Below are 25,768 nucleotides of genomic sequence, written 5' to 3' on the forward strand. Positions count from 1 at the left end.
ATCGGGGCGGCTTGTTGAAAAACATGATCAAAGTTGGATCAAAATCTTTAATAGTTGGTAAAGCGCAAAATAGATTAACCTTTGATAGGGGTCGATAGGGGGCAAGTCCTGATGAAACCCCATTAGTAAACTTTGGAGTTGTTCAGATTGCGTATTTCAGTAAGATAATTTAAACCCTGAATCACGCTGAAAATTAGACAATTAGAAAAAAATACTCTAACAGTTGTTTAATAATTCCTTAATAAAAAACGGGTATAATTGACCATTAGTTGCGCAATATGAGTTGTTCATGTTGCATAGTATGGAAGTCATCGAGATGTTATCGGTATTAGAGCTTAAAGCCCATCAAAACATGAGACAGTGCTCTGTGGCTGAAATCGTTCATGCCATCGAATTCCCAAGCCATAAAATCCCCGCACACTAACAACCACTCATTAAGAGTATTACGCCAGTTTTTTGGGTTGCTAGGGCAACTGTAGGCTGGCTGTCCGCTCCCTTAAGATCGCGGTTGTTTGTGCTTGATGAAACATTACCCCAATCCAGCTCAATTCAATCCGATTCACTACCATTAGGGTGGCGCATAGCAACTCCTACTCCACAACGGTCGTAATCTCTTAATAACCCGTAAATATAACATTATTAAATAGTCACTAATGAAGAGTTGATGGCCACATGGATACAAACCAACAAGAGAAAAAAATCGCATCGCCTGTTGATGTTTTAGCCGATTGTCCTAGTCACAAAAACCTAGAACCAATTAGCCAAGAAGAGATACCCGATGTTTTTTAGCCATCAGCTAGAAAAAATGCAAATGAACCAACCCACACACTCCAATACGATGAATCGTGTGTAACCAATATAGGTAAAAAATGAATCTAGAACAAGCTATCAATGAAATTAAATCAGGAAAAGCGCCGCAAGGATTAGAGCTTAACCTTTCTAACGAAAATATTGATGATACTGGTGCTGAAAAACTGGCCGAAGCCCTCCGATCTGGAAAGGCACCGCAAGGATTAGAGCTCTGCCTTGGGAACAACAAGATTGGTGATGCCGGTGCTGAAAAATTAGCCCAAGCCCTACAATCAGAGAAGGTACCGCAAGGATTAATGCTCTACCTTGGGGACAACAAGATTAGTGATACCGGTGCTGAAAAACTGGCCGAAGCCCTACAATCAGGGAAAGCGCCGCAAGGATTAAGACTTAGCCTCGAGGACAACCAAATTGGTGATACCGGTGTTGAAAAACTGGCCAAAGCCCTGCAGTCAGGGAAGGCGCCACAAGGATTAACGCTTGACCTTAAAGGCAACAATATCAGTGCTGCGGGTTCTGAAAAACTAGCTCGCGCGATAGCTTATCAAAATCATTTTAATAACAAAGCCATTGAAGTTATAGGGATACCCGAGGATACCTTAACCAAGGCCAAGAAGGAATTGCTTGAGCAATGCAAAACTGTTGTCCTATGCATTAAAAAGCACCCCGATTTAGTGGGCAAGGAACTCATTCAAAGTATGCTTCAACGCAACCTGTTTCCAAACATCCTGTTTTTTAGCCATCACCCAAAAGAAACACAATTTAACCAACCCACACGCTCAAATACAATGAAGCGTGTGTAGCAAATAGAGGTACAAAATGAATCTAGAACAAGCTATCAATGAAATTCAATCAGGGAAGGCAGCGCAAGGATTAACGCTTGACCTTGGGTAAAACGGTATTGATGATGATGGTGCTGAAAAATTAGCCGAAGCCCTGCAATCAGGGAAGGCAGCCCAAGGATTAACGCTCAACCTTGAGAACAACGATATTGCTTCTGCTGGCGCGAAAAAACTGGCCGATTTCCTAAAATCAGGGAGTGCGCTACAAGGATTAACCCTTAACCTTAAGTACAACGAAATTGAAAATGAGGGTGTTAGAGAGCTGGCCGATGCCCTACAATCAAGGAATGCGCCGGAAGGATTAACGCTTGACCTTCGGCGCAACAAATTTGATGCTAATGGTGCTAGATGGCTGGCCGATGCACTACAATCAGGGAAGGCGCCGCAAGGATTAACACTTAACCTTCGGCGCAACGAAATTGGTAATGATGGTGCTGGATGGCTGGCCGATGCACTACAATCAGGGAATGCGCCGGAAGGATTAACACTTAACCTTGGACGCAGCGAAATTGGTAATGTTGGTGCTATAAGGCTGGCTGATGCCCTACAATCAGGGAAGGCGCCTCGAGGATTAACGCTTGGCCTTAAGGACAACGAAATTGGTGATGATGGTGTTGGAATGCTGGCCGATGCCCTACAATCAGGGAAGGCGCCGCAAGGATTAACGCTTGGCCTTGAGGGCAACGTAGTTAGTTTTGATGGTCTTGAAATGCTGGCTGATGCCCTACAATCAAGGAATGCGCCGGAAGGATTAACGCTTAGCCTTGAGGGCAACTCAATTGATGATGAAGGCGCTACACTACTGGCCCAAGCCCTCCTATCAGGGAATGCGCCCCAAGGATTAACGCTTAACCTTGAAAGCAACGAAATTGGTGATGATGGTGCTGGGATGCTGGCCCAAGCCCTACAATCAGGGAATGCGCCGCAAGGATTAACCCTTAAACTTGGGGACAACTTTATTAACGATGCTGGTGCTGAAAAAATAGCTCGCGCGATAGCTTATCAAAATCATTTTAATAACAAAGCCATTGTCGTAAAAGGGATACCCGAGGATATCTTAATCAGCGCCAAGAAGGAATTAATTGAGCAATGCAAAACGCTTGCCCTTTGCATTAAAAAGAGCCCCAATTTAACGGACAACACCCACAATACGTTTCCAAAAGACCTATTTCCAAGCATGATGTTTTTTAGCTATCACTCAGAGGAAACGCAATTTAACCAGCCCACTCGCTCCAATACATTTAAACAAAGAGATAAAGAAGAAGACTGTGCTCAAAATGGCAAGGAAGAAATTGTATTGGTAAAAAAGATTAAAAGCGAGAAAGAACCGAATTCTAAAAAAAGTGAGCTTTTAACGTCAGATAAACAAGACAACAATCTTAAGTCTTTTCCAAAAGAGCGGCTTCCACGCATCACGATTTTTAGTCATCTCCCAGAGGAAACGCAATTTGACCAACCCACTCGCTCCGATACATTTAAACAAAGAGATAAAGAAGAAGACTGTGCTCAAAATGGCAAGGAAGAAATTGTATTGGTAAAAAAGATTAAAGTTGAGAAAGAACCGAAATCTAAAAAAAGTGAGCCTTTAACGTCAGACAATCAAGACAACAATTTTCAGTCTTTTCCAAAATCCAAATGAGGCAGAAGGGCTGAGTCAATGAAGCACTGTTCAGTGCGTTTTCATGGATATTGTTCAATAGTCTACTGCGCTGCTGATGTAAAAAATCAGCAGCGTCAGTAACAGTCATTGCCTTGCCCCCCATACACTCAGCCTCGAATATTCAATAGCGCTCAAAATCGAGCTACAGCAACCAAATGAAATAATAAATAGCCCAAAACCATGCGTTACCGCTCAAATCAATGAGGTCTTTGAGAATAGAGCGCTGGGCTTGCTGCATTTTGCAAATGGGAACTAAACTTTACCTAAAATTGCCCATATGTACACATTAGGTCTAAAGGTTCATTTGAGAAAGTATTAATTAAGCTTCTGAACAGATGTATCAAAGAGACAATAGGAATAATAGCAATGGTTAATGCTATGGCCAGCGAATGTCTTAACACTTCGAGGGGAATTGCAATTGCCCAAGCTATTGCATTAATTATGGGTGTATTTTGTCTCTCCTCTAACCAGGTATCAGCAATTAATTTACGTGCTATCAATGGAAAAATTAAAAAATCCAATGCGCCTTTGACCCCTGTTTTACGATTATAAACAGCATGGATTTCGGAACCTACTATTAAAGGGATCAGATAGGGACGAAAAAAAGCCGTCATAATTTGCTCAAACACCGTTTTTTGAGAAGCAGAAGGTGGATGATCATAATGATCACCGACCAAACAGGTATAGGTTGCATCGATAGTTTCATACCAGCATAAATCTCTATTCCACTGTAATTGAATAAATTCGTGAGTCAACAGATCGGGTATTTCCTCAGACATTAATACATGGAGCATAGGCTTGTTACGATAACGAATACCTGACGACTTGGATGTAGGATTTAGCACTTTAAAAAAATGAGGCATAAAGCGTTATTGTTTAATTTATTGATAATATGCGAAAATTATAGCAATCAATTCTGATAGATACTATATCTCATTAGCGATTTGAAAAGCAGATGCAAAAGTTCATGCAGTTGTGTCTACTAAAGTGGGGTAAAATCAAGCTACAGCGTGATGAATATCAAATGACTCTCAACAAAAATTTCTAACCGCATTTAAACCCTGAATTTCATCATCTACCTCTGAATCTCTTTCAGGTTCAGCCACAACCCAAACTAATGACTCAGCATGCGCTTTGGCCTCTTCTGCGGTTTGAGTCACAGCATCCATACCATCAAAAGCTATTGTAGACAATTCTCTCTGTTTGTTTACGTCTATCTGATCAACATAGGTCAATGCCCCCAAATTTTCTTGAAGTCTCTCCGTATGAGTTGATTTAGGAATCACTGCCACACCTCGAGCCATATGCCATGCCAATGCAATCTGAGTAGGTGTTGCATCCATATTATCAGCAATTGTTACTAAAATTTCGGACTTGAGTATAATAGACGACATATTGTATCCCAGCGGTGAATAAGCAATAACTTGTATACCATTGTCTCGACAAAATTTAATGGTTGCATCATTAGGACATAATAAATTCGACTCAACTTCGTTGCTGAATGGCTTAGGCAATTTATTCTTGTCACATACAGCGATTAGTCGTGAGAGATGGCCTGGATAGCAATTAGACACCCCCACCGTTTTAACTTTATCACCTAAAAGAGATGTTACTGCCTCCCATGTATTCGTCAGTTGTTCTTCACTACCGAAAATATGATCTCTGTAAGGATGATGAAGCATAAACGTATCAATGTACTCTACGCCTAAAGCCTTAAGGTACGCTTGAATATCGTCAGGCTTATACTGATCTGATTTCATGGTAAGCCATAATTCATCGCGAGAGATCCCCAGGCCACCCTCCGCTTTGGGTTTCATCGCTTGCTGAATTGCTCCACCAATTGCGGGTAAATTGCCGTAGCTTAATGCAAGATCTATATGTCTGTACCCTAGCTCCAAAGCTTTATACACAGTATTTTTGACAGCTGTCATTCGCTGTTCTACATCTTCAATGCGATCTAATTCAACACCAATAAAGGTTCCAACTCCCATTAATGGGAATACTTTGTTATAAGGCATATCTACTCTTTAAGTGCGTAAACGATTATATTATACGTCAATATTGTATTAAAATATATCAATATGGTTTTAAACAGTAAGTAGGGGCATTTTGCGCGTAGAGGATAAGACAAATAAAGCAGATCTTTTAACGTGATATCGATTTATGGCTCTAAAACGATCCGAATCTCGATTTTTGCATCAATCTTTATAATGAATGCACTTGCGCGAGGAGCTGCAAGAACAGCAGTTATTCTCAAAACTGAAGAAAATGAATCCATGCCTGTCGAACAACCGCATGAACTAAAGAAAATTGAGAGAATGGTTTCAAAGAATTGGGCTCGATAACAGGCTGGATTATTTTTAGAGTAACACAGCGACAAGGAAGTTATTGATAAAATAACTGATGTTGGTATTACAGATAAGCCAGCCGTTTTATTTAATTTGCATAGCAATGGGATAAAATAACATAGCACTATCCCCCATCAAACTTGAATTTGAGTTAGACTAAATAATAAAAAAAATTTAAGGATAATGATGACTAAAAACACATCGATGGAAACACGTATGATGCAGATCGTTTTTCCGAATCAGGTAAATCATGTTGGAACACTTTTTGGCGGACACGCGCTTGAGTGGATGGATATGGTGGCAAGTATCGCGGCAACTCGCTATACTCGAACTACTGTTGTCACCGTTGCAAGTGATAAAATCGAATTTAAAGTTCCTGTAAAAGTGGGCGAGCTCATTGATCTTGTTGCCGTTGTCGAGAGTGTTGGAAAAACAAGTTTAACTGTTGATGTAAAGCTGTATTCCGAAATCTTGCCAACTGGTGAGCGAAAACTATGCACGGAAGGAAAGTTCACAATGGTTGCTGTAGATACGAATATGAGTCCTATTCCTATTATTCGATAGTCTCACCACCTTGTGAGAAAAGCTCCGACAATCAATTCCACGAAATTGGCATCTGAATCTGTAAAAAGCGTGCCATCAAATCATGAACAGCATCGAGTAAACCAAGTTAGCAGTTTTTAGCAACGTTTGAGATTACAAATGCACAACAAATAAACTTATCTTCTAATGATTACCCTTGAACTTCAGATAACAATCAAATTAAATCTTAATGACAAGACGATTTATTACAGTCAACATAAATTGAGCGTAAACTAAATCATGGATTGATCAAACTATTTTAAATGGTGAGAAAGACGTTTCCTAACAATAATAATCTCACAATTCAAGCAGGCCTCAGGTCTGCTTTATTTTGCTTTTTAAAATTGCTCAATCACTCCTTAAGCCCAATGACCAAATTATTTAATTTTAAAAAGTGCACCTAGAAGTGTACCTAAATTTAGGTTGGATAAAAAATTTGATTTAATTATTATGCGTAACTTGTTGATTTAAAAGGATTTTAACTGGTCGGGACGGAAGGATTTGAACCTTCGACCACTAGCACCCCATTCTTAAAAAGACCGTTTTCAAACAGTATCAATTGATATCAAATAGATATCATTCCCCTTTTGGGCAATAAGAAATTAGAGCACTTAAAAACTCGTGAGATAACTCAAGCCCTCGATAAGATTGTAGGCCGTGGCTCCCCTGTTCATGCGAACAAGGTGCTAAGTACTCTAAAGCAAGCCCTTAACTATGCTGTAAGCCGAGGTGAAATGCTGATAAACCCTGCCATGACTATACGAGCAAGAGACATAGGCGGTATATAAAAACCCAGAGAACGCTATTTAACCCTCGATGAAGTAAAAACCTTATGGCAATTCTTAGACAGTGAAGAACACGGCACCTCGTTCCAGATCAGAGCAGCCCTGAAAATCATCCTGCTTACAGGAGTTAGAACAGGCGAAATCCGAGTAGCCAAATGGTCAGAATTCGACTTTGAAAACTCCTTATGGACTATCCCAGCCGAAAATACCAAAACCAATATAGTCATGAGAATCCACCTCACTGAACTGACCAAAAAGGTATTGAGAGAACTCAAAGCACATAGCAATTCAGAATACGTCATTACAGGCGCAGATGACCAAAATATTTTATCCGACCGAGCTATGCCAAGAGCAGTAATCAGAATACAATCACGAGTCGGCATTCCCCATTGGACAGCTCATGATCTAAGACGCACCTTTGCAACTCAGCTTGGTGAGGCGTTGCATGTTGATCCAGTGGTGATTGAGAAATGTTTAGGGCATAAAATGCCGAAGATTATGGCCACTTACAATAAGAATGAAATGCTGCCCCAAAGAAAAGAAGCATTGGAAAGGTGGAACCAACAAATTGAATCCTTCTCTCACGACAAATCAGACGTAGCCTGGATGAAACAACGTGAAATCCAGGAACCCATGAGCGCAGCGAATTCATTCTAATAAGTATCTATTCATAGATTAATAACAATGCCCAAGGGTAGGGATAATTTGTCTCTACCCTTGGTTAATGAACATAATTCAGTAGTAAGCAACTGTTTCCAAATTGGGAAGAGTTCAATATTAGAACTTTATTTAAGGATAAAAATTAACAAAAAAAGCACATGTTCCAAAATGGAACATATGATATTTATATACAATCAGCTACAATCTTTGATAAATTTCATATCAAATCTTGTAAACTTAGTTTACAAAAACTATAATAACAATATGGAATAGAAGTAATGGTTAAAAAACCTTCTAAAAAAACAGACCAAGAGCTTTTTGCTTTGATTGAGAAGAAAATTAAAGAAAGAAACTATATCTTTGTGCCGCATGCAAAAGAAAGGCAAAAACAAAGAAATATTTCAGATCTTGATGTGCTCAATATTTTAGAAGGTAAATCAGGCTACGAAAGAAAAAGAAACAAAAGCAAGGATTCCTATGAATCCAACTACATACATGAAAAACCGCAGGATTGGAAATACTGTATTGAAGGTAAAGATATAGATGAGAAAAAAGTACGAATTATCCTTACATTTACTGATGCTCTGATGCCCATCATTACAGTGATCAATTTAAGCGAGGAGGAAACACCATGAAAACTAAAATTGAACCTACATTCCTTTATGAAGGACTTGGTTTTCCTATTGAATTAGAAAATGTAGAAATGATTAATATCAATGACGAATGGCATCCCAAAATCGATGTTCGCTATGTGGCTGATGAAATAATCAAAAAACTGGCTACCCAAGAAGAAAGATTAACTGGCAATCAAGTTAAATTCATTCGCTCCTATTTTTCCATGTCTCTACGTGAATTTGGTGAAACAGTGGTTCATGAATCACACACAGCTGTCAGTAAATGGGAAAAATTTGAGGATGAGATAACCAATATGAATGCAAATACGGAGCAAGTATTACGACTTTATATTATCAAAAAAACACTAACTAGGACTAAAGCTGAGCAAAAGAATTTCTATTCGAATTTCGAAAGAAGCGAAGCTTTTGTAAATGCCAAAGGTAAAAAACCCAAACCTCTGCAATTAAACCTATGCGCATAACATAAATTGTTTTCACTTAGTACCAGTCGGTGACATTTTATCACCGACTGGTACTAACAAATAATGAACAAAGTAAGATTAAGGGTAGTGGCAAATTGCCCCCCCCTTTCAATTGAATAAAAGAAGTTATGCAAAACAGGTGAATATTATGACTAAAAAACAGTTATCTACTTTTGAAAGAGAAATGCAAGATTCTCTTTTTCGCGAACAATTTGAAACCGAGTACAGCGGGTTTTTATTATCTGAAATCATCAACGTACTTATGAAAAATGGAATAATAACGCTACTAAGCCTTAATGCAGTTTTAGCCTTTTTAATTAGACTTACTGTAACACTAAAAAACTAGATGTTTCCAAAATGGAAATAACTGAAAAATAAGCAACTGGTTACATTTTGTAACCGATTGAAAAAGATACTTATAACACTAATTTAATCTTTTAATAACATTGGCTTATTGCTCTTATGAAGCACTCGAATAATAGCATCAAGCACCACATCAAGTCGTTTACTGACATCTTCAGCAAGAAAACGCAAAACCATATAACCATGCTCCTGAAGTAACAAATCCTTACGCCTGTCTGTACGATAGGCTTCTTTAGAGGAAAGATGTTGAATTCCATCAATTTCAATAACAACTCGTGCATCACAGCAGATCAGATCTACTTCCATACCACCTAGCCCATCAAATGGAATCGTTAATACGTGATTTAATTGAAACCGTCCCTTAGTTTCTGGTAATGTCTCTAAGCGGCAAAACAAGAAAGCCTCAATTAGGCTACGTGCACGATCAATTTGATCAGATTCTAACATTGCAACGTCCGAAAATAATTTCGCTAATGAGTTATCAATGCCATCTGAAACCAAACGTCTAATGGTACTGCCATAATCATTTTTCCAAAGAGGTTCAACAGGAAGAACAACATCCGACGGCCATCCGGGATAAGCACTTGCGGGTTGTATTATTTTATAACCAACAGATTCGTAAGCACTAGATCTTCGTTGAAACATACGCTCTAACATAGGAACAGCGAAATCAGCATAATCATATACATGCACTTCTTTTTTTGTATCATGTAATCGATGAAGCCGACCAACATATTGTGCAATCGTTCCTTTCCAGGAAATAGGTAATGTCAAAAATAAAGTATCTAATCGCGCATCATCAAATCCTTCACCAACAAATCTCCCCGTTGCAAGCACAACACGCTCTTCGTTTAATGGAATAGAAGTTAACTGCGAAATAGCTTGTTTCATTTCTTTAACGTTGAGGCCACCTTTAAGCACAATTAAATGTTGTACTTCTGAGCTTAATTGTTGATGAAGTATATCAAGATGTTCATTTCTTTCCGTTAAAATAATAGGTGAGCGTCCTTTTTTGACAGCGTGGATAACATCATTACAAATCATTTGATTGCGGTAATCATCATGCATTAATTCTTCATATAAATCTTGAAATTGAATGCGCAAGTTTTCATGGATTTGCTTGTAAGGACGAAAGCTTGTTGGACGCACAAAAACATAATGTTCAAATGGTCTCTCAATAGCTTGTGCTTTAGCATCCACGCGATGAAGAATAGGACCACAGCGCATCATAATAATAGGATGACGACCATCTTTACGCACCAGTGTGGCTGACAATCCCGTAATAAATTTAGCTTTGACTTGCCGAATTATATCGTCAAAACTGACTGACGGGATATGGTGGCACTCATCTACAATTACATAACCATACGGAGAAATCATACTCTCAATGTCAGTATGCTTAGTAAGACTTTGAATCAGAGCAATATCAATAAACTCTGTAACTTTCTTTCGCCCTCCACCAAATCGACCAATTTTTTTAGCAGGAAGCCCAAGAAAAGTTTGCAATCGCTCTACCCATTGATCTTGCAGTTGTTTCGTATGAACAATAATCAAGGTGTTGGTTTTTCTCTTAGCAATCATACAGGCAGCAACAACTGTTTTACCAAATGCTGTCGTAGCAGACAATACACCAATATCTGATTTAATTAACGCATCGACGGCAATTTGTTGTTCGGGTCTAAGCTCACCACAAAATTGAATATCTAATGACTCCCCCGTAAACAATTCTTCTTGGGTAGTGTATTTAATTTTTAGTTCACGCAGCAATTTCGTAATGTCATCCAAACAACCACGGGGAAGCCCAATATGATGCGAGTAATCACGAGCACAACCAATGATACGAGGCTTATCATAGACAGGTAATCGCATTGCTTGTGCTTTATAGAAATCAGGATTTTGAAAAGCGGCTATACGAATCAGTCGATTTAATAACGGGGATGGCAATGATTCCTTTTCAATAAAAATCTCATTACTGAGAATCAAGTGAATCGTTTTAGGTAATGTATCAATGATTGGTAATGGTACTGGCGGTTTCCAAGGCGTTCTATTTTCTTCTTCAATAATTTCTAATCGTATACCAACAACACGTCCTTTAGCCTCTGCTTCACTAACTAATTGCTCTATTTCAAAACGAGTTATTTTTTTTATATCTGCAAGATAAGCCCATTGATCTTCAATAACTTGTAATTGTTCATTAATAAATACGCTATTTCCAGCATGCCGTGCTGCTTTTTGTAGAGGCAAGGCAATTAGGTTGCCAAAACCACCTCGAGGTAAAGTATCTTGATTGGGGAAAAATCGATCATATGAATCCAAGCCAACTGCAGGATTAGATTCCATTGTTTCTGTTAAAATTGATGCTCCTAATTTTCTTGCTAATGCTGCTGGTATTGAGTCCTCAAAAAACATCCAAACATGGGCACCTTTACCAGAGCGAGAGCGTTCAAGTACCGCAGGCAAATTTTTTTGAAGGCAGGTTTTCAGAAAAGCAACCGCATCCTGTTCCCAGGTTGCTTTGTCAAAATCAGCTGCAAGAAAATAACAGGTTTCGTCCAATAGCATAGGGTAAATCCCCATAACAAAGTCCTGGCCTTTGTTGTCATATCCTTGCAAATGCCAATATACAACCTCATCGTCTATAGGAATAAATTGCCGATGTTGGCAATCCATGCACTTGATGCGCGGTTTTTGGCAGACATTTCTAACCCATTCATTTTTACAAGCAGGCGCATATCCAGATTTATGTGTTTTTCTATTTTGAAACCGGCGAGGATAGACATCAGAACGCCCTCGAAAGAGAGATTGAAATAATGCGATTTTTTCTGCGATTGAAGAATGTTGGGTAACCATAAATATCAGCCGGTTGGAAGCTGGTTAAGTATACCTTATAATTGGCATAAAGAATAAAAGTCATCCTTAAAGAAGAGCCAGTGACATTTTACCACAAAAGTATGTTCTTTATCGTTTTACCTCTAATTTTATTCAAATTGAAAATTTATCACCCAAAACATTGTTGTTTGTTTTGTGCATGCTATAAAATTAAAAAGCATTTTTTATATATAGATAATTAAAGCGTTATATATCATAGAGATAATCATTAAATACAATTATTTGATGTAATGTTTTTTATATAAAATTTATTACATGGGCTAATCATGAAATCGACGAGTGACAGCATTTTAAGGCGAATCAGAGCGAAACAACGCGGTTGGGTTTTCACGCCTAAAGATTTTCTTGATATAGCGCCTCGCAATACAGTAGGCGTGACCTTACTCAGGCTGGTTGAAAAAGGGATTATCAGAAAAATTGGGCATGGGATATATGATTTTCCTATCAAACATTCAAAACTCGGAACTTTATCAGCAAATCCAGATGCAATAGCAAGAGCGATTGCATCAAAAAAAGGTGATACTATTCAACCCGGTGGTGCTCAATTAGCTAATCAGCTTGGTTTTGATGATCAAGTATCAGCAACACCTTCTTATATTGTTTCTGGTGTCTCTCGACAAAAAAACATAGCGAACTATCCAATAAAATTTATTCATTCAAAATTTATGAATAATATACCTTTATATCCCAATGTGATTAAGGTACTTAATGCATTAAACCATATTGGAAAGAATCATATTACTGATGATATGGTGCAGAAAGTAAACAAATATTGTCGCAAAGAGATAAAGCCCAACTTAAAAAAATATTAAATCAGCTACCAGACTGGATGATTTACGTTGTTTTAAAAATCCTAGGAAAATAATATAAACAAAAGGGTCAAGCCTTGCATTTTGCTATTTATGCTGGATTTACATAGAAAGCAAAGCGCAACGGTTGATCACTCTATGTTTTGTGTGAGCAAAGCCTTCCTCAAAATAACGCCACCTCAATTACCTGTGAAATCAGCAAATATATAAATATGCCATTTGTAGGTAATTGATCATTCCGCGTTAATATCACTAATCAGAAATAATTGAAAAAAGCGCAAATAACTGCGATTAGATTGGTTTAAATAGCTTCGAGAAGATAATTTGGATTCTAAGAGTATCTAAAAATTGATGTCGCTAATTATTGACTATATACGCTATTGGCGTATAATATTATTATGAGCAAAAATAAAACGTTCACTTGGGACGAGCCTAAGCGTCAAATAAACATAGAAAAGCATGGAATAGATTTTCAGGACGCGAAACATATTTTTGAAGATCCCTATAGAATTGAGCGCCAATCCTATAAAAATTATGAAGATCGTTACGAAGTTATCGGAGAAGTTAATAGTAATATCCTTCTGGTTGCATATGTTATAAGAGAAGGAAATGTTTACAGGTTAATTTCTGCGAGGAGGGCAAGTAGAAATGAAAGAAAATCATACTATGAAATTTAAAGGAAAGACTGATTGGGACAAGGTTAAATCCTTAACCGAGGAAGATATTGAGAGGGCAGCCTCATCTGATCCTGATGCACCACTTTTAACTAAAGAAGAGTTGACAGGATTCAAGAGAGCAAACCCCGACATTGAGTTTGACGTTAAATTTATAAGAAATAGACAGGAGATGACTCAAGAGGAATTTTCTTCTAGTTACGGCATTAACAAAAGAACCCTCCAGGGGTGGGAGCAAAGAGCAAAAAAGCCATCTGCAACGGAGGTAACATTTCTCAAGGTAATCGATAAATACCCTGAGGAAGTAAGAAGAATGGTTCGCGATGCCCAGGGGTTAAGAGTTCGTAGCGCTCGGACAGGTCGAGATCATCGAACAGAAAAATTTAAAACTATGTCATCTTGCTTAGAGCCTGTTAGCGGACCAAAGCAAGCTAAATCCAAGGCTTCTAAGATAAGCAAGGATGTATGAAATAAAGGGGGCAAGGCTGCTTTTTGCTATTTATGCTGGATGTACTAAGAAAGCCAAGAGCAAGGCTTGATCCCTTTATGCTTAGCCAGTTACTTGAACCCGAGATCACCACGGATTTGTACTTGTTAATAAAATTTATATTGTTGTCAATAGTTGTATAATATATGAACGGAAATCAAATAAGAGCGCGTACTAATGAAAACCAAAATTGAACCCACCTTCCTCTATGATGGACTTGGTTTTCCTATTGAATTAGAAAATGTAGAAATGATTAATATTAATAACGAATGGCATCCCCAAATAGCTGTCCGCTAAGTGGCTGATGAAATAATCAAAAAATTTCTGTAGCTTAGTGGATAAGCAAGCTTCCGGCGTACTGCCATCAATATTAAATCTTTGGGAAAATGACGACCTTCGAAACTAATCATAGTGAACCTTTTTTGAAGTTGCACTATAACCAAGGTTTTCTATTTTCGACAGAACCAATTAGATACAGTGATTTTATGCTCGACCAATGCGCGAAGGATCCAAGAGGCTAGGTTAATACTGGATACTTTTGGTGACAGCACACAGCTCACCCAGCCTACAGATTGTTACTAACTACGTTCAATTAATGAAGTATATTTCTAAAAAAACTTTGAAATTCATCATCCCGTCTTTTACTCTTCCCTCGATGCTCAACTGTAACGTGAATAGACGAGTCTTTTCTAGGCCGTGAGTTTTGATAGAAACTTCCGTATTCAGAATCTTGTTTCTCTTTCCTCTGTATTTCACCAAGAACGCTTGCCCAGTTATTTATGCCTACAGCTGGATTTTTCGCCTGAATTAATTCGGCGATCTGGAACTTCCTATACTCTTGAGCCCAAAGGTATGCCGTATATCCATTCTTATTTTCAATATCGACGTTTGCATTTTTCTGTAAGAGCATGTTAACAAGCAAACTTTGATCCTGTTTAGTCGCTAATATTAAAGGAGTATCTCCTCTGGAATCTTGAAAATTGATTATATTTTCAGGGGATTTTTCAATAAGAATGGTCGCTAGTTTAATTAGCCCATGCTTGATAGCTAAAGCCAAAAAACTGTTTCTCCCATCATTGGATATCTCTTCTATGTTAAACGATGCTCTATCCATTAACGATATAGCCAGCTCCTCTCTATCATGCAACATAGCTTCTTTGAAATATAGATTAACAGAAGAGTCAGGCACCCTTGGCAAGCAAATATCATAAATTTTTTCAATATGATATCTTATCGCTAAACTGAATAAACTCATATCCTCATATGCGACATTTGACTCTGAAATTACCTTTTTTACAAATTCGTCATTTAAAACAAAATCAAACAATGCTCTTTGATTTTTTTCAATTATCTCAAACAGAGGCGGTTTTTTATTGGGCCTTGCAGTAATTAAGTACTGAGCCCAGTCATCTTGGGTCATGTTAAGGGCTTTCAACATTAATTTGACTTTAGAAACACTCCCAGAAAAAATGGCTGCCTCTAAAGGACCATTACCCTCAGTGTCTTTATAATCCAATGGAGCCCCTTGAGCAATGAGCCCCTCAATAACGTACTCTTTACTGTTCTCTTGCTTTAGAATTCTATGCAGTACCATTTCAGCAGAACTATTTTGGGTTTTCTTAAAATCAACATGCCGGACCATTTCTTCAAATTCAGATGGAGTTAGATGGTTCATCATCAACTCAATTGGGGTCAATGCATAACCTATTTCAGGGGAAAAATATAAAAGGTCCGGGTTATAAGTTAATAAAATTTCTATTTGAAGTGTTTTATTTAAACGCGCTGCCGTATAGAGAAGCTGATTGTGGTATTTAGACTGATTTCCAGTCAACTTAATGAAAGTTATAAATTCATCTTGCGAAAGCGTAACAATTTGAGTAACTGGAGTTGTAATGATGGTCTTGCCGCTCGTATATTTGAAGTGTGTGAGACATTTATTCACCGCGTCAACCGTTGGATTTTCATTTAAAATATAAGCTAATGTGCTTTCATAGCTTAAGTAAAAAAAAGAAAGGTTTAGAAGCGTAGAAATCAAATTAAATGAATTTGTTTTTTTTACGATTTGAATGCAAGCAAAAAAACCGTCAAACCACCAATCTGATGTGGTTAAATCCTTATATACCTGAAGTATTTTTTGAGCATCAGTTTCATTAGGGCCAATAGCATTTAAACTGCGTTTAAGTTTTGGGTTATAAAACATTTTCTTGTACCAAGGTAAAGCATTGTAACTATCTCTTAAAGTATCAAGATCTGTTGTATTAAATTGTAATCCTTGCGGCGCCTTCCCTGTTTGAATTTCATTTATAGCTTGTTCTGGATTCATTTTTTACCTCTATTTTCTTCACGCGCTTTGTCGTATTAGAGCGTGTGGTTGGTTAAATTGCTTTTCCTATGGGTGATGGCTGAAAACATCGAGCCCCCCCCCTTTTGGCTAATTGGTTCTAGATTTTTCATACTAGGGCAATGTTGAATCAAGCACAAACAACCGAGCCGCGACCATAAGGAAGCGGACAGGCAGCCTACTATTGCCTTAGCAATGAATTAAACAAAATGGTGTAATACTCTTAATGAGTAGTTGTTAGTGTGCGGGGATTTTATGGCTTGGAAATTCAATCGCATGAAAGATTTCAGCAACAGAGCACTGTCTGATGTTTTGATGGGCTTTAAGCTCTAATACAACTAACATCTCGATTACTTCCATACTATGAAACATGAACAACTCATGTTGTGCAATCATTATTCAATTGTACCCGTTTTTTATTAAGGTATTATTAAACAATCGCTGGCTATTTTTAGGCCGAACTGCCAAATTACCTGTTGCCGAAGCCCAGGCCTGACAAGCATGTAAATTGCATCGTTGCCTCAATATCACTGTTGCCGAAGGAGGGAAATTTAAAAAGTGTACCTAGAAGTGTACCTAAATTTAACCTGGATAAAAAATTTGATTTGAATATCGTGCGTAACTTGGGCTCTACCCCAATTAAGGTGGGGTACTCATCCCAAAACTCAATAAAGGAACCAGCTGGGTAACCAGTAACAAGAAACGCTGGCTAGAGTTTCATAAAGTACCCAGCAAGGTACCCAGTAAAATAGCATTAGAAATATATGGATTCAAAGTTTTCTGTGTAACTTATTGATTTTAAAGGGGATTTATTGGTCGGGACGGAAGGATTTGAACCTTCGACCACTAGCACCCCATGATAATTCCAATCAATATCAATTGCTATCAAACAACTATATTTACAGCCAAAATACCCTTATAAACACTGAGTTTTATTTATTTTGACATATCAATCGATTAAATCTATTATAATTTAAATACACAAAAAAGTGTAGCCATTGGTGTAGCCAAATCAAAAATAAAAAGAGATGTTTATGGAAAAATTTACTCATAAGAAAATCGCTAGTCTGACAGCCAAAAAAGGTCGTTATCATATAACAGAGGGAAATGGATTTTGCCTTAGAGTCAGTCCTGCTGAAACTAAAACCTGGTTTTATCGATATAAACATAATGGAAAAGAAAAATGGCTCACCTTAGGACACTTCCCTGCGATGGGAGTAGCTGAAGCCAGGAGTCTGTTTAATGAATTATGGAATAAGCGACAAAATGGGGAAAACCCCGAAGAATGCCTTAAACAAGAACCAGAATCACACACTGACACCACTGTTGAGCAGTTGGTAACAGAATGGTATTCAGGGTACATCGAAAAACATCGAGCCCACCCGCAACAAATTAAACAGATTATTTATGCCGATATTATCCCCCTGCTTGGTGATAAAAAATTGGCTAAACTCAAAACCAAAGAAATAACACTGGCACTAGATAAAATTGTTAATCGGGGCTCCCCTATCCATGCCAATAAAGTGCTGGCTGCACTCAAACAGGCTTTTAATTATGGGGAAAGCCGTGGTGATATGCTCTCAAATCCCGCTGCCAATATTCGTGCTAGAGATATTGGCGGTTTAGAAAAAGCCAGGGAACGATACTTAACACTAGAGGAAATCAAAGAGCTTTGGCACTTTTTAGATAGCGACAAAAATCATATATCAGTGCAAATCAAAAACTCACTGAAGATCATTCTTCTGACAGGTGTGCGTGGTGGAGAGCTTCGTGTGGCCAAATGGTCAGAGTTTGATTTTGATAAGTCTCTTTGGACAATCCCTGCCGTAAATACCAAAACAGGTACAATATTACGCGTCCATTTAACCCCATTCATGAAAAGCCTATTACTAGAATTGAAGAAAAATAATAGTAGTGAGTATGTGATTAGCGGCCTGAATGGCCTTTCTTGTTTATCAGACAAAGCAATTCCCAAAGCAGTCAACCGCATCCAGGAACGGCTCAATATTCCTCAATGGACTCCTCATGATTTACGCCGGACTTTCGCGACCCAACTGGGAGAAACATTAAATATTGATCCTGTTGTAATAGAAAAATGCCTGGGGCATAAAATGCCGAAAATCATGGCGACTTATAACAAAAACGAAATGCTTCCACAAAGAAAAGAAGCTCTTGAAAAATGGGCTAATTTTGTTAGCAAACTTGTTTTAGAACTACATAACAACGATTATACTGCAGTTACTATAATGGATGTAATTAATGAATATTGAGCAATTAAATAAGCTGATAAGCAAAGGTGAATCTCACCAGCTTGAGTTTAAAAAATCTACAGGGCAACTAAAACCCGCATTTGAATCTCTATGCGCTTTTCTTAATGAAGCAGGTGGCACCATTCTAATAGGCGTAACTGATAAAGGAAAAATCGCAGGGCAACAAGTAAATGACAAAACTCAGCAAGAAATAGCTAGAGAAATATCAAAAATTGAGCCTAAAACGTCCCTGAATGTTCACTATATTGATGTTGACGAAAATAAACAGGTTATTGTAATCAAATGCTCTGCTGGTAAGCATATCCCCTATACTTATGATGGCCGTTCTTATGAAAGAAACCAATCAACTACTGAGCGTATGTCTCAACATCGCTATGAGCAACTTATTATTCGCCGTGGGCAGTTAAATCATAAATGGGATTCATATACCGAAAATGATTTAACAATAAAAGATCTGGATCAGGAAGAAATCAGACGTACCATTAAAGAAGGTGTTGATATAAACAGAATAAGTGCTGAGGCCCTTACCTACAATATTGAGCTAATACTTAAAAACTTCAAACTAATTGAACACGGCAAATTAACCAATGCTGCAGTGGTTCTTTATGCAAAAGATCCTAGCACCATTTTCTCACATTGCATGATCCGATTAGCTCGGTTCAGGGGTAAAGATAGAGTCGGTGATTTTATAGATAACCTACAAGTACACGGTAATGCATTTCAATTAATTAAAGCTGCAGTTGATTTTTCAATACGTCATTTACCAATTGCCGGATATTTTGAACCAGGCAAACTACAACGTATTGATCAACCAGCAGTCCCAGCATTGGCAATACGAGAAGCACTAATTAATGCCATATGTCATAGAGACTATATGGTCGAAAATGCCACAATTTCCTTAGCTATATATGATGACCGCCTCGAAATATGGAATATTGGAGAACTACCACCTGAACTTGATATTGAAAGCTTAAAAGTCCCTCATGATTCATACCCCAGAAACCAAAAAATTGCCGACGTTTTTTACAAGCGTGGATGGATCGAAAACTGGGGAACCGGTACATTAAGAATGATTGGTTATTGTCAAAATAATCAAACTCCAGAACCTGAGTTTGCTCAATATAAAAGTGGTTTCGCCGTCATTTTCAGGTTTAAAGAAGCGATGAATACTGCAGTAACTATTACACCTCCCTCTGATTTTACGCCTCGTCAAATGGAAATAATTGCGGTTTTAAAAAATGTTGAGGAGATGTCTATTAGAGACATAATGGACCATCTACAATTAAAACCTGCAGAAAGAACGCTTCGAAAAGATCTTAATTATCTAAAAAATGCTGGTATTATTAACTCTCAAGGACAGGCAAGATTCACTACTTGGTATTTTATTAAAAACTAATTTTCAGCGCATATCCGGCATATCCGGCATATCCGGCATATCCGGCATATCCGGCATATCCGGCAATAGATTAAGCAGTATAATCTAATATATCAATAGCAATAAAAAAGCCCCAAGTAGGGGCTCAGTACCTTGAAAACACATGAATCACTCCATTTACCTCAACCGAACAATAATCATTGATAAACAGATCACGAGCAAAAGCCTCACAATCAAAATAACACATCAAATTATCCGGTATCGCATTGCTATAGCATTCTTCAAAAATATGCCAGGCAAAATCAACTTCTGAATCATAGAAGCCATGATAACAATCACTTATCATAGTTTCTGCATCTTCAAGTACATACTCACCCAGAAGCGCTTGTCCCAGCTCTCCGTGTTCAACAATAAACTCGCTATAAGGTACGATTGTTGCTATGGATTCATACTCACTAAAACTAAGACTACCAAAGCCTTCATAATCATGTATCGCAAACTCTTCCGCATCTTCAATAGGACTATTTTCTAGCATAGCTTGGATATCTGCCATAATATCATTTTCACTTTGACTGGCGTCTATCCATTCACCATGTAAGATCCCGTTGTTATAAGATGCCAAACAGGCTACATAAATTTGAGGTTTATCCATGAGATTTTTCTCCTTAAAGTTATAAAGAGAGCGAGCCCCAGCGGGAGCATGCTCCCGCATCGGGTTATAAATTAAACAGCTGCAAGTCTAATTGGATTCTTATGATTTCTAACAAACGAAATCAGTGACTCCAACTTACTTAAACTAAGATCAGCCTGCTTAGCATCATCTATAGATAACTGCTGGCGAAAACCTTGCAGATCATTGATGCACCAAGCCAGCTCAACAAGCAGATGTTCAATTTTCAAAGATACAGTATCGAGTTTTTGCATGGTATTTCTCCTGGTTTAAAGGGATTACCTACCCAAATCGGGATAAAAATCCCCATTGGGTTTGCAAAAGCAAATATCACCGACACAGTGGTTGATTTGCCTGATTGTTAAAGAAGTTATGCTCTAAGCATTCCTGGGCATAAAGCCATGAATCATATCCATGAAATTGAACTTGAGATAAACAAGATTCAAAAGTTTCCCGACTAGACGTCCCACCATTAAATTAGGGAAGAAGATGGTGTTATCACAAGACCCGTAGGTTTCACCAGAGTTGCGCTGGATCATCAGTTGTGTAGCTTCAATTTAATTTAGCATTCTTGGAAAATCAATACCTTTTCAGAGCCTGTTATCAAATGAACCTGTTTGATATTAATTGATATTTAAATTTACTTTTAACCAAAGTAAATTTAATATAATTTTTAACTCAACCTAGCACTAAAATTCATAGCTTGAATTTTCTCTTAATTTTATTGCGAAAAATCTTATATGACTTAAATAGCTCACTGGAGTACTCCTTACTTTTATGTAACAACTCAAACTCTTCTGGGTCCCCGTTCTTATATGCGACTAATTTATATTGGTCACCAATAAGCTCGCATCTTCCACACATTGAATAATGTTCAGCAATTTTATGTAGATCGACAGTTAAATCTGATAACAAGACATTTAGTTTTTTATTAAGGAATTTATTTTTGGGAAGCTGGATGAACTCAACCAAACTATCTACTTTCCAATAAGTATCTTTTGGTAAATACCCTATTTGAGTTCCTTTGATTACTGAAAGAATATGCTCATCATTAATTATTGAATTTATCTTACTGTAAATTTTCCGGTCATGCTTAAAATTTTTATAAGTATGTTTTTTGCATTCATTGTATAAAAAAATTAAAAATCCTGAGGAAATCAAAGCTACTAAGATTTCAGTCATCATATTATCCTTATTCCAGCTAGCAATATCTTGTCCGGCTTTCATTAATATTTTAGCACCCAAGATAAGTATTAGTAATAGCCAAACGAGAATGACCCAATTGGCGGCTAATTATCTCTCTTGCGCTTCTATCCCACTCACGCTCAACCCCTTTCAGATTTCTTGAAGAAGTACCACCATTAATTGGACAAATTAAACCCTTCCCAGTAGCATCAAAGTTTTTGGTCAATTCCACGTATAGCCTCTGAGCATAGGCATGGCGCAGGCCATGGCATTTGCTAAGGCCCATATTTTGTGTTTGAACTTGATAATGACTAAGGTGCTGTTTGTAGGTTCGGTCTTTGGGAATCAACGAGTGACCTGGTAACACTAACTGCATGACTTTAGCAATCCACTTACGTTGTTCCTCATTGGTGATTTCAACGATTCGCCCAATACCTCCCTTTGTCCAGCTAGGTTTTATTTTAAGACAATCACCTTGCCAGGCCTCGCTGATAACCAATTTCATTGATTCTTCCCGACGTAATCCAAAAAGCGATTGGGCCTCGAGGGATAATTGAATCATCGGATCAGTACATTTTGAAAAATCTATCTGATGTATGGCTTTGCTATGAGTAGGGATATAGCTACGCTTTGGGATTTGATAAGCGTCATTATCGGATTTAACCAGATGAGGCTTATCCAGTAAAATGCTTAGTTTGCGTAATTTTGCCATGTAGTTTTTTATTGTTGCAGGATTTTTGTCCTGGGTTTTCCAATGCTCGACCAAGATATGAATATGCTTGGGTTTGAGGCCATTAATGTGTCCTACCTGGTATCCTAATTCATGTAAGTCTTTAATGCAGCGATTTAACATATGGCGCATATCGGCTTTACTGGCAAAGGAGTATACCTTGATACTTTTAACACATTCATTAATGGAGAACTGGGCGCTTTTTAATTTTGATTTACTCATTTAAGTAGAGCCATAGTGTATTAGGGGATTTAATCCCCATTTCATCACGGATGAGCCAATTCGTTTGGTAATTACCAAGAATAGGCTGCAGTTCTTTTTTTAATTGTTGAGCATAGAGGTATCGATAGGTTTTATTGGTTGGTAATTTATAAGCACTTAGTGCCATATCCCAAAGGGTGCGAATGGTATTGTAGGGATGCATATCTACCAAACTTTGGCGGCCTTTGCTGTATTGTATCAATGCCTGAATAATCACGAGTTGGCTCTCGTGACGAATGGGGATTTTTCTATCTTCTGAATTAAAGGTAACTTCACGGGTGAGCAAAAGTTTGTGTTCTTTGATGTGTATGTCTGGTCTTAGATTAATGGCTTCATTGAAGGTCAAACCGAATTGGATTTGAAAGGCCATAATAATTTGCGCGACCGGCTCATTTATATTGGTCCAAATATCTGTTGGAACTATTTTTTTTCTTTTGGAAGAATAAATTCGACCCAATCCCAAGGATTTATTATCGATTCCTTGTAATGGACAATCGATGTTGTTTAAGAAACTTCGTATCGTGGTCATATAATCCATAATAGTAGCAGGCTTAACTTTATTGTCTTGCCAAAGCTGAATCAGGTTCTGGATATGCTGAATTTTTAAAACAGACCAAGAACTGGGGATCTCACCATTCGTGAATAAATCATCAATCATTTTGTGAATGACGAAAGCTCGATTTTGTTTATCCTTGAAGCTGCCTCGTGTATCCGATTTTAAGTAGCGATTGGCAGATCGCCTCAAAGACTCTTTTCGCATGATATTGTTCTCTAAAAATACTTGCCCTGACTTTGGTTTAGTGTTGATCGAGCGGCTCACTCAAAAGCGATACCAGGCTTACGCCACAAGGCTCCAACGGGGGGGGCAAATCAATCGTTATAAGGCAAACGATATTGCCGATTTACTGCGGTTTTTTAGTGTTGTTCTCCTTTTTTATTTAGGTAAATGAATACGCAAAAAAGTACTCTGCGCTTAGACTGCGTCATAACAAGGTGTTGTGATGACAGTAAATTTCTAAAGAAATCTACGCTGCCGAATGGCAGATATCCATGAAGGGTTTCCCGACTCAAACGTCCAGCCACTAGGTTAGGGAACAGGATGGCTTAGCATAAGACCTTAATAAGGTTTCGCCTGAACTGCCCAGGCTCATCAGTTATGCTTGATTTAAAACTATCAAAATGGTGCTTGCTGGGCAAGGGGTTTTGAAGAGTAATTTTATCCTATCGGATTTGGTCCGATAGGATAAAATTACTGGATGTGTTGATTTTACTGGGTAAAATCAAGGGTTTTGTTCTGCGTCACTGCACATATTTTGCAGTGACGCAGAAGAGACGAGATTCAGGCTAGCAAACGGTTACCTGTGCAAGAAGCTTCTTAAACAGCCGGCTATCGAGCCAGGATGTTCTTCTTGGACGGTCTTTGACTGGTTTGAAGTTGCCTCATACATGCGTTTGTAACTCAAGGCTGCGAAAACACCCAAAAGATCGTTCGTGATCGTGAAAGCCGTTATTAAATCGCTTTCTTCATGGCTATCTAACCAGGAGGAAACACAGAACCGTTCTAATGTTTGATACCGAAAGTCATCTGGCTTTATGTTGTGGAAATAAGTCAGGTTCCATAAGCAAGTATTTAGTGAGAAAAATGGATGGCCAATCACTGTTTCTCCCCAGTCAATAATGCTTAGCTCTCCTGTTTTTGAGTCAAGTAGAATATTGTTATCATGGAAATCGCAATGATTGATGGTTTCAGGGATCTTGTACTGTGACAGCCGTTCACATTGTTCTACACAGAGATCATAAGCCTGATTAAGCGTAGTGATTTCTTTTTGAGATAAGCCATCAGCAATCAAGAGATCTGTTTCTTGTATAAGCTCGCGGTACAACAAAGGAAATTTATCAAGCCGCCAATCGTGGAGGCCGAAGGCAATCAGCTTAGGTGTATCATTTTCTAAGGTTCTCTGAATAGACACATAATGGCTAATGCCACGCGCCAATAAATCCATATCAATACTGTCCTTTGAAAACTGAACGCGTAAAGAGACATCGCCACAAGCGGCTGTCAAAAAGCAATGATAGCGGTCATTTTTTGCAATGACGGTTGGGATATGTTGACATCCTTGATCTTGAAGCAAGGAAATTGTGTCGGGTTCAAGAAATAGCGCGGGTGGCGTTTGTTTCAGATAGAAAACACCTTGAGAAGTACTTATTTTTTTCACAATCGAATGGGCTGGTTCAACTATTTTTTGAATAGCAACCAGTTTGCAATCATGAGATTCCAGATAATCCACTGCCCATTGGGTCGCAGCATCATTATTTTTCATGCTTCTTCCAGATATCTTGCAACCTTGGCACCACACGTTGCACATTCGCCTTCAAGCGTAATTGTCCTACCATTTTCTATGGCAACAGGTGATATCATTCTGCATACGCCACTGCATTGACTACACCAGACATTATTTAAAATTAACTCTTTCTGCCTTACTTTTTCCCATAGGTGGAGCGCCTTTTTGGTGCCACAAACACCTGCAATTTCTGGATTCAAGGTTCTTTGTTTTGCCAAATCCCAGTAGCGCATTAACTCATCAAAAGATTTGCCTTGTAGATTTTCCAAGCCCTGCTCTTTAGCAATGGTCTTCATTGCATTTAAACGATGTTCAAATTTATCCAGGCTTTTGCGCAGGGTAAGCTCGGTATCAAAGTTACAATAAGTGCATAAAGAAAATACTGCATGCAGTAAATCGCCTATTTCATCCTGCAAGGATTCTCTTTTGTCTTTTTCCTCCAGATGTTCTTCAATTTCCAGACACTCGCTGCGAATTTGCGTCATAATTTGAGCTTTGGTTTCCCATTGTAGGCCAAAAAGAACAGCTTCCTTCTCTAAATGCTCAATGTCGTCAAAAATGGTTTTCTTCATTCTATTCTTCCAATTCA

General features: G+C 38.1%; 25 protein-coding genes and 1 pseudogene. 14 read left to right on the forward strand and 12 right to left on the reverse strand.

All coding sequences use genetic code 11. The features are described 5' to 3' along the window. Positions 1 to 289 precede the first annotated feature (289 nt). The 3 genes from Lwal_RS18060 to Lwal_RS14310 all read left to right on the forward strand — a co-directional run bounded on the left by Lwal_RS18060 (position 290) and on the right by Lwal_RS14310 (position 3,291). Positions 290 to 424 (forward strand): hypothetical protein, encoded by a 135-nt coding sequence (locus Lwal_RS18060; RefSeq protein ID WP_269458309.1) that lies wholly within the window; start codon positions 290 to 292, stop codon positions 422 to 424. Positions 425 to 869: 445 nt separating this feature from the next. After that, a complete protein-coding gene (locus tag Lwal_RS14305) occupies positions 870 to 1,613 on the forward strand; it encodes a leucine-rich repeat domain-containing protein (RefSeq protein WP_058481482.1) in 744 nt (247 codons plus the stop codon). Positions 1,614 to 2,271: 658 nt separating this feature from the next. Beyond that, positions 2,272 to 3,291, forward strand: a complete 1,020-nt coding sequence (locus Lwal_RS14310; protein ID WP_058481483.1) for a leucine-rich repeat domain-containing protein — start codon at positions 2,272 to 2,274, stop codon at positions 3,289 to 3,291. 284 nt (positions 3,292 to 3,575) lie between these two features. On the opposite strand, the gene Lwal_RS14315 is transcribed toward Lwal_RS14310, so the two are convergent. Next, a complete protein-coding gene (locus Lwal_RS14315; protein WP_058481484.1) occupies positions 3,576 to 4,175 on the reverse strand; it encodes a hypothetical protein in 600 nt (199 codons plus the stop codon). 168 nt (positions 4,176 to 4,343) lie between these two features. Further along, entirely contained in the window at positions 4,344 to 5,330 is a 987-nt protein-coding gene (locus Lwal_RS14320) for an aldo/keto reductase family protein (RefSeq protein WP_058481485.1), read from the reverse strand. Positions 5,331 to 5,522: 192 nt separating this feature from the next. Here Lwal_RS14320 and Lwal_RS18065 point away from each other — a divergent pair, with 192 nt between their 5' ends. From Lwal_RS18065 to Lwal_RS14345, 6 genes and pseudogenes are all read left to right on the forward strand, one after another. Continuing rightward, positions 5,523 to 5,657 carry a hypothetical protein gene (locus Lwal_RS18065; protein ID WP_269458310.1) on the forward strand — a complete coding sequence of 45 codons (135 nt, stop codon included), beginning with the start codon at positions 5,523 to 5,525 and terminating at the stop codon, positions 5,655 to 5,657. A gap of 219 nt (positions 5,658 to 5,876) precedes the next feature. Continuing rightward, complete coding sequence (locus tag Lwal_RS14325; protein WP_231950974.1) at positions 5,877 to 6,224, forward strand: acyl-CoA thioesterase; 348 nt, start codon at positions 5,877 to 5,879, stop codon at positions 6,222 to 6,224. A 590-nt stretch (positions 6,225 to 6,814) separates the two neighbouring features. Next, positions 6,815 to 7,684: pseudogene (locus Lwal_RS17145) on the forward strand (tyrosine-type recombinase/integrase); the annotation flags it as partial. Between the two features lie 281 nt (positions 7,685 to 7,965). Beyond that, positions 7,966 to 8,322 (forward strand): DUF4258 domain-containing protein, encoded by a 357-nt coding sequence (locus tag Lwal_RS14335; protein ID WP_058481488.1) that lies wholly within the window; start codon positions 7,966 to 7,968, stop codon positions 8,320 to 8,322. Beyond that, positions 8,319 to 8,783 carry a hypothetical protein gene (locus Lwal_RS14340; protein ID WP_058481489.1) on the forward strand — a complete coding sequence of 155 codons (465 nt, stop codon included), beginning with the start codon at positions 8,319 to 8,321 and terminating at the stop codon, positions 8,781 to 8,783. Before Lwal_RS14335 ends, Lwal_RS14340 begins: the two co-directional genes overlap by 4 nt. Before the next feature lie 148 nt (positions 8,784 to 8,931). Beyond that, positions 8,932 to 9,129: a hypothetical protein gene (locus Lwal_RS14345; protein ID WP_058481490.1), complete on the forward strand. Its 198-nt coding sequence runs from the start codon at positions 8,932 to 8,934 to the stop codon at positions 9,127 to 9,129. Positions 9,130 to 9,212: 83 nt separating this feature from the next. On the opposite strand, the gene Lwal_RS14350 is transcribed toward Lwal_RS14345, so the two are convergent. After that, on the reverse strand, positions 9,213 to 11,996 hold the full coding sequence (locus Lwal_RS14350; RefSeq protein WP_058481491.1) for a TOTE conflict system archaeo-eukaryotic primase domain-containing protein: 2,784 nt from the start codon (positions 11,994 to 11,996) through the stop codon (positions 9,213 to 9,215). A gap of 305 nt (positions 11,997 to 12,301) precedes the next feature. On the opposite strand from Lwal_RS14350, the gene Lwal_RS14355 reads away from it, so the two are divergent. The 3 genes from Lwal_RS14355 (at position 12,302) to Lwal_RS14365 (ending at position 13,987) form a co-directional block, all read left to right on the forward strand. Next, positions 12,302 to 12,847 carry a DUF6088 family protein gene (locus tag Lwal_RS14355; protein WP_231950975.1) on the forward strand — a complete coding sequence of 182 codons (546 nt, stop codon included), beginning with the start codon at positions 12,302 to 12,304 and terminating at the stop codon, positions 12,845 to 12,847. A gap of 395 nt (positions 12,848 to 13,242) precedes the next feature. Then, positions 13,243 to 13,521: a BrnT family toxin gene (locus Lwal_RS14360; protein WP_058481492.1), complete on the forward strand. Its 279-nt coding sequence runs from the start codon at positions 13,243 to 13,245 to the stop codon at positions 13,519 to 13,521. Beyond that, positions 13,493 to 13,987, forward strand: a complete 495-nt coding sequence (locus Lwal_RS14365) for a helix-turn-helix domain-containing protein (RefSeq protein WP_058481493.1) — start codon at positions 13,493 to 13,495, stop codon at positions 13,985 to 13,987. Before Lwal_RS14360 ends, Lwal_RS14365 begins: the two co-directional genes overlap by 29 nt. 610 nt (positions 13,988 to 14,597) lie before the next feature. Here Lwal_RS14365 and Lwal_RS14370 read toward each other — a convergent pair. Next, positions 14,598 to 16,328 carry an ankyrin repeat domain-containing protein gene (locus Lwal_RS14370; RefSeq protein ID WP_058481494.1) on the reverse strand — a complete coding sequence of 577 codons (1,731 nt, stop codon included), beginning with the start codon at positions 16,326 to 16,328 and terminating at the stop codon, positions 14,598 to 14,600. A gap of 255 nt (positions 16,329 to 16,583) precedes the next feature. Then, the gene (locus Lwal_RS18070) at positions 16,584 to 16,718 is read right to left on the reverse strand and encodes a hypothetical protein (protein ID WP_269458311.1); all 135 of its coding nucleotides are present in this window, start codon (positions 16,716 to 16,718) and stop codon (positions 16,584 to 16,586) included. A gap of 662 nt (positions 16,719 to 17,380) precedes the next feature. Between Lwal_RS18070 and Lwal_RS14375 the strand changes: the two genes are divergently transcribed. After that, positions 17,381 to 18,616 (forward strand): tyrosine-type recombinase/integrase, encoded by a 1,236-nt coding sequence (locus tag Lwal_RS14375; RefSeq protein WP_058481495.1) that lies wholly within the window; start codon positions 17,381 to 17,383, stop codon positions 18,614 to 18,616. After that, entirely contained in the window at positions 18,606 to 20,012 is a 1,407-nt protein-coding gene (locus Lwal_RS14380; protein ID WP_058481496.1) for an RNA-binding domain-containing protein, read from the forward strand. The genes Lwal_RS14375 and Lwal_RS14380 overlap by 11 nt, the downstream gene beginning before the upstream one ends. Before the next feature lie 124 nt (positions 20,013 to 20,136). On the opposite strand, the gene Lwal_RS14385 is transcribed toward Lwal_RS14380, so the two are convergent. From Lwal_RS14385 to Lwal_RS14420, 7 genes are all read right to left on the reverse strand, one after another. Continuing rightward, a complete protein-coding gene (locus Lwal_RS14385; protein ID WP_058481497.1) occupies positions 20,137 to 20,643 on the reverse strand; it encodes an antirestriction protein ArdA in 507 nt (168 codons plus the stop codon). Positions 20,644 to 20,714: 71 nt separating this feature from the next. Beyond that, positions 20,715 to 20,915: a hypothetical protein gene (locus Lwal_RS14390; protein ID WP_045096221.1), complete on the reverse strand. Its 201-nt coding sequence runs from the start codon at positions 20,913 to 20,915 to the stop codon at positions 20,715 to 20,717. A 442-nt stretch (positions 20,916 to 21,357) separates the two neighbouring features. After that, a complete protein-coding gene (locus Lwal_RS14395; protein WP_058481498.1) occupies positions 21,358 to 21,888 on the reverse strand; it encodes a hypothetical protein in 531 nt (176 codons plus the stop codon). A 7-nt stretch (positions 21,889 to 21,895) separates the two neighbouring features. Continuing rightward, positions 21,896 to 22,798: a phage integrase N-terminal domain-containing protein gene (locus tag Lwal_RS14400; protein WP_058481499.1), complete on the reverse strand. Its 903-nt coding sequence runs from the start codon at positions 22,796 to 22,798 to the stop codon at positions 21,896 to 21,898. Next, entirely contained in the window at positions 22,791 to 23,597 is an 807-nt protein-coding gene (locus tag Lwal_RS14405; RefSeq protein WP_058481500.1) for a phage integrase N-terminal domain-containing protein, read from the reverse strand. The genes Lwal_RS14400 and Lwal_RS14405 overlap by 8 nt, the downstream gene beginning before the upstream one ends. Positions 23,598 to 24,192: 595 nt before the next feature. Continuing rightward, entirely contained in the window at positions 24,193 to 25,158 is a 966-nt protein-coding gene (locus tag Lwal_RS14415; protein ID WP_058481502.1) for an aminoglycoside phosphotransferase family protein, read from the reverse strand. After that, positions 25,155 to 25,751: a MazG nucleotide pyrophosphohydrolase domain-containing protein gene (locus Lwal_RS14420; RefSeq protein ID WP_058481503.1), complete on the reverse strand. Its 597-nt coding sequence runs from the start codon at positions 25,749 to 25,751 to the stop codon at positions 25,155 to 25,157. The genes Lwal_RS14415 and Lwal_RS14420 overlap by 4 nt, the downstream gene beginning before the upstream one ends. Positions 25,752 to 25,768 lie beyond the last annotated feature (17 nt).

The sequence above is a fragment of the Legionella waltersii genome, assembly GCF_001468085.1.
GTDB lineage: Bacteria > Pseudomonadota > Gammaproteobacteria > Legionellales > Legionellaceae > Legionella > Legionella waltersii.